Genomic DNA, 4047 nt, shown 5'->3' with positions numbered 1-4047 from the left:
ATGGACGATCTATTGCAACGCGTACGGCGCTGCGAAGCGCTGCAGCAACCCGAATGGGGCGATCCGTCGCGCCTGCGCGACGTGCAGGCGTACCTGCGCGGCAGTCCGGCGCTGATCCGCGCCGGCGACATCCTGGCCCTGCGCGCGACCCTGGCGCGGGTCGCCCGCGGCGAGGCGCTGGTGGTGCAGTGCGGCGACTGCGCCGAGGACATGGACGACCACCATGCCGAGAACGTGGCGCGCAAGGCCGCCGTGCTGGAACTGCTGGCCGGCGCCCTGCGCCTGGCCGGCCGGCGGCCGGTGATCCGCGTCGGGCGCATCGCCGGGCAGTACGCCAAGCCGCGTTCCAAGCCGCACGAGCAGGTCGGCGAGCAGACCCTGCCGGTCTATCGCGGCGACATGGTCAACGGCCGCGAGGCCCATGCCGAACAGCGCCGGGCCGATCCGCAGCGGATCCTCAAGGGCTATGCGGCGGCGCGCAACATCATGCGCCACCTGGGCTGGGACGCCGCGTCCGGGCAGGAGGCGAATGCCTCGCCGGTCTGGACCAGCCACGAGATGCTGCTGCTCGACTACGAGCTGTCGATGCTGCGCGAGGACGAGCAGCGCCGGGTCTACCTCGGTTCGACCCACTGGCCGTGGATCGGCGAGCGCACCCGCCAGGTCGACGGCGCCCATGTGGCGCTGCTGGCCGAGGTGCTCAACCCGGTGGCCTGCAAGGTCGGTCCGGAGATCGGACGCGACCAGTTGCTGGCGCTCTGCGAGCGCCTCGATCCGCGCCGCGAGCCGGGACGCCTGACGCTGATCGCGCGGATGGGCGCGCAGAAGGTCGGCGAGCGCCTGCCGCCGCTGGTGGAGGCGGTGCGCGCGGCCGGGCACCCGGTGATCTGGCTGAGCGACCCGATGCACGGCAACACCATCGTCGCGCCCTGCGGCAACAAGACCCGCCTGGTGCGCAGCATCGCCGAGGAGGTGGCGGCGTTCCGCCTGGCGGTGTCCGGCTCCGGCGGCGTGGCCGCCGGGCTGCACCTGGAGACCACCCCGGACGACGTCACCGAGTGCGTCGCCGATTCCAGCGGCCTGCACCAGGTCAGCCGGCACTACACCAGCCTCTGCGATCCGCGGCTGAACCCCTGGCAGGCGCTCAGCGCGGTGATGGCCTGGTCCGGCGCAGAAGCGATCCCGAGCGCAACCTTCCCCCTGGAGACCGTGGCATGAGCGGCATTCCCGAAATCACCGCCTATCCCTTGCCGACTGCCCAGCAGTTGCCGGCCAACCTGGCGCGCTGGAGCCTGGAGCCGCGGCGCGCGGTGCTGCTGGTGCACGACATGCAGCGCTACTTCCTGCGCCCGCTGCCCGAGAGCCTGCGCGCCGGGCTGGTGGCCAACGCCGCGCGGCTGCGCCGCTGGTGCGTCGAGCAGGGCGTGCAGATCGCCTACACCGCCCAGCCGGGCAGCATGACCGAGGAGCAGCGCGGCCTGCTCAAGGACTTCTGGGGGCCGGGCATGCGCGCCAGTCCGGCCGACCGCGAGGTGGTCGAGGAGCTGGCGCCGGGGCCGGACGACTGGCTGCTGACCAAGTGGCGCTACAGCGCCTTCTTCCACTCCGACCTGCTCCAGCGGATGCGCGCCGCCGGCCGCGACCAGTTGGTGCTGTGCGGCGTATACGCCCACGTCGGGGTGCTGATCTCCACGGTCGACGCCTACTCCAACGACATCCAGCCGTTCCTGGTGGCCGACGCCATCGCCGACTTCAGCGAGGCGCACCACCGCATGGCCCTGGAATACGCCGCCAGCCGCTGCGCGATGGTGGTTACCACCGACGAGGTGCTGGAATGAACGCCCTGCCCACATCGCTGTTGCAGCGCCTGCTCGAACGGCCGGCGCCGTTCGCCTTGCTCTACCGCCCGGAAAGCAATGGCCCGGGCCTGCTCGACGTGATCCGCGGCGAGGCGCTCGAACTGCACGGCCTGGCCGACCTGCCGCTGGACGAGCCCGGCCCGGGCCTGCCGCGCCATGACCTGCTGGCGCTGATTCCCTACCGGCAGATCGCCGAGCGCGGCTTCGAGGCGCTCGACGACGGCACGCCGCTGCTGGCGCTGAAGGTCCTGGAGCAGGAGCTGCTGCCGCTGGAACAGGCCCTGGCGCTGCTGCCGAACCAGGCGCTGGAACTGAGCGAGGAAGGTTTCGACCTCGACGACGAGGCCTACGCCGAAGTGGTCGGGCGGGTCATCGCCGACGAGATCGGTCGCGGCGAAGGCGCCAACTTCGTGATCAAGCGGCGCTTCCAGGCGCGCATCGACGGCTACGCCACGGCCAGCGCGCTGAGCTTCTTCCGCCAGTTGCTGCTGCGCGAGAAGGGCGCCTACTGGACCTTCATCGTCCACACCGGCGAACGCACCCTGGTCGGCGCCTCGCCCGAGCGACACATCAGCGTGCGCGACGGCCTGGCGGTGATGAACCCGATCAGCGGCACCTACCGCTACCCGCCGGCCGGGCCGAACCTGGCCGAGGTCATGGAATTCCTCGACAACCGCAAGGAAGCCGACGAGCTGTACATGGTGGTGGACGAGGAGCTGAAGATGATGGCGCGGATCTGCGAGGACGGCGGCCGGGTGCTCGGTCCCTACCTCAAGGAGATGGCGCACCTGGCGCACACCGAGTACTTCATCGAGGGCCAGACCAGCCGCGACGTGCGCGAGGTGCTGCGCGAGACGCTGTTCGCCCCGACCGTCACCGGCAGCCCGCTGGAAAGCGCCTGCCGGGTGATCCGCCGCTACGAGCCGCAGGGTCGCGGCTACTACAGCGGGGTGGCGGCGCTGATCGGCGGTGACGGCCAGGGCGGGCGCACGCTGGACTCGGCGATCCTGATCCGCACCGCCGAGATCGAGGGCGACGGCCGCCTGCGCATCGGCGTCGGCTCGACCATCGTGCGTCACTCCGATCCCCTGGGCGAGGCGGCGGAAAGCCGGGCCAAGGCTTCCGGGCTGATCGCCGCGCTGAAGAGCCAGGCGCCGCAGCGCCTGGGCTCGCACCCGCACGTGGTGGCGGCGCTGGCCAGCCGCAACGCGCCGATCGCCGACTTCTGGCTGCGCGGCGCCAGCGAGCGCCAGCAGTTGCAGGCCGACCTGTCCGGACGCGAGGTGCTGATCGTCGATGCCGAGGACACCTTCACCTCGATGATCGCCAAGCAGCTCAAGTCGCTGGGCCTGACGGTGACCGTGCGCGGCTTCCAGGAGCCGTACTCGTTCGACGGCTACGACCTGGTGATCATGGGCCCCGGCCCGGGCAACCCCACCGAGATCGGCCAGCCGAAGATCGGCCACCTGCACCTGGCCATCCGTTCGCTGCTCAGCGAGCGCCGGCCGTTCCTCGCCGTGTGCCTGAGCCACCAGGTGCTGAGCCTGTGCCTGGGCCTGGACCTGCAACGCCGGCAGGAGCCCAACCAGGGCGTGCAGAAACAGATCGACCTGTTCGGCGCCGCCGAGCGCGTCGGCTTCTACAACACCTTCGCCGCGCGCGCCTTGCAGGACCGCATCGAGATTCCCGAGGTCGGCCCGATCGAGATCAGCCGCGACCGCGAGACCGGCGAGGTCCATGCCCTGCGCGGGCCGCGCTTCGCCTCCATGCAATTCCACCCCGAATCGGTGCTGACCCGCGAGGGTCCGCGCATCATCGCCGACCTGCTGCGCCACGCGCTGGTCGAGCGGCGGCCCTGAGCCAGGAGAGCCCATGCACAGATATGTCGTGATAGACGCCTTCGCCAGCGAACCGCTGCAAGGCAACCCGGTGGCGGTGTTCTTCGACTGCGACGACCTCAGCGGCGAGCGCATGCAGCGCATGGCGCGGGAGATGAACCTGTCGGAGAGCACCTTCGTGCTCCGCCCGCAACAGGACGGCGACGCGCGCATCCGCATCTTCACCCCGGTCAACGAACTGCCGTTCGCCGGCCACCCGCTGCTGGGCACCGCCATCGCCCTGGGCGCCGAGACCGACAAGGACAGGCTGTTCCTGGAGACCAGGATGGGCACCGTGCCCTTCGCCCTGG

The 4047-nt window shown here is 71.0% G+C and carries 3 protein-coding genes and 1 pseudogene; all 4 read left to right on the top strand.

Going from position 1 to position 4047, the window contains the following annotated elements; translation table 11 throughout:
* On the top strand, positions 1-1218 hold the full coding sequence (gene phzC / locus JHD77_RS17735; RefSeq protein ID WP_003093621.1) for a phenazine biosynthesis protein PhzC: 1218 nt from the start codon (positions 1-3) through the stop codon (positions 1216-1218).
* Positions 1215-1838, top strand: coding sequence for a phenazine biosynthesis protein PhzD (gene phzD, locus JHD77_RS17730; RefSeq protein WP_003093625.1), 624 nt, complete (start codon positions 1215-1217; stop codon positions 1836-1838). The genes phzC and phzD overlap by 4 nt, the downstream gene beginning before the upstream one ends.
* Entirely contained in the window at positions 1835-3718 is a 1884-nt protein-coding gene (gene phzE, locus JHD77_RS17725; protein WP_003118954.1) for a phenazine biosynthesis protein PhzE, read from the top strand. Before phzD ends, phzE begins: the two co-directional genes overlap by 4 nt.
* Positions 3719-3731: 13 nt before the next feature.
* A pseudogene (gene phzF / locus JHD77_RS32390) lies at positions 3732-4047 on the top strand (phenazine biosynthesis protein PhzF); the annotation flags it as partial.

The organism is Pseudomonas sp. P20 (assembly GCF_016463925.1).
GTDB classification, from domain to species: Bacteria; Pseudomonadota; Gammaproteobacteria; order Pseudomonadales; family Pseudomonadaceae; genus Pseudomonas; species Pseudomonas aeruginosa.
This window is presented reverse-complemented; position numbering and strand designations above follow the sequence as displayed.

What these genes read in the sequence shown, in the direction of transcription:
- phzD (WP_003093625.1), top strand. Translation starts at nt 1,215, where the DNA reads ATGAGCGGCATTCCCGAAATCACCGCCTATCCCTTGCCGACTGCCCAG.
- phzC (WP_003093621.1), top strand. Translation starts at nt 1, where the DNA reads ATGGACGATCTATTGCAACGCGTACGGCGCTGCGAAGCGCTGCAGCAA.
- phzE (WP_003118954.1), top strand. Translation starts at nt 1,835, where the DNA reads ATGAACGCCCTGCCCACATCGCTGTTGCAGCGCCTGCTCGAACGGCCG.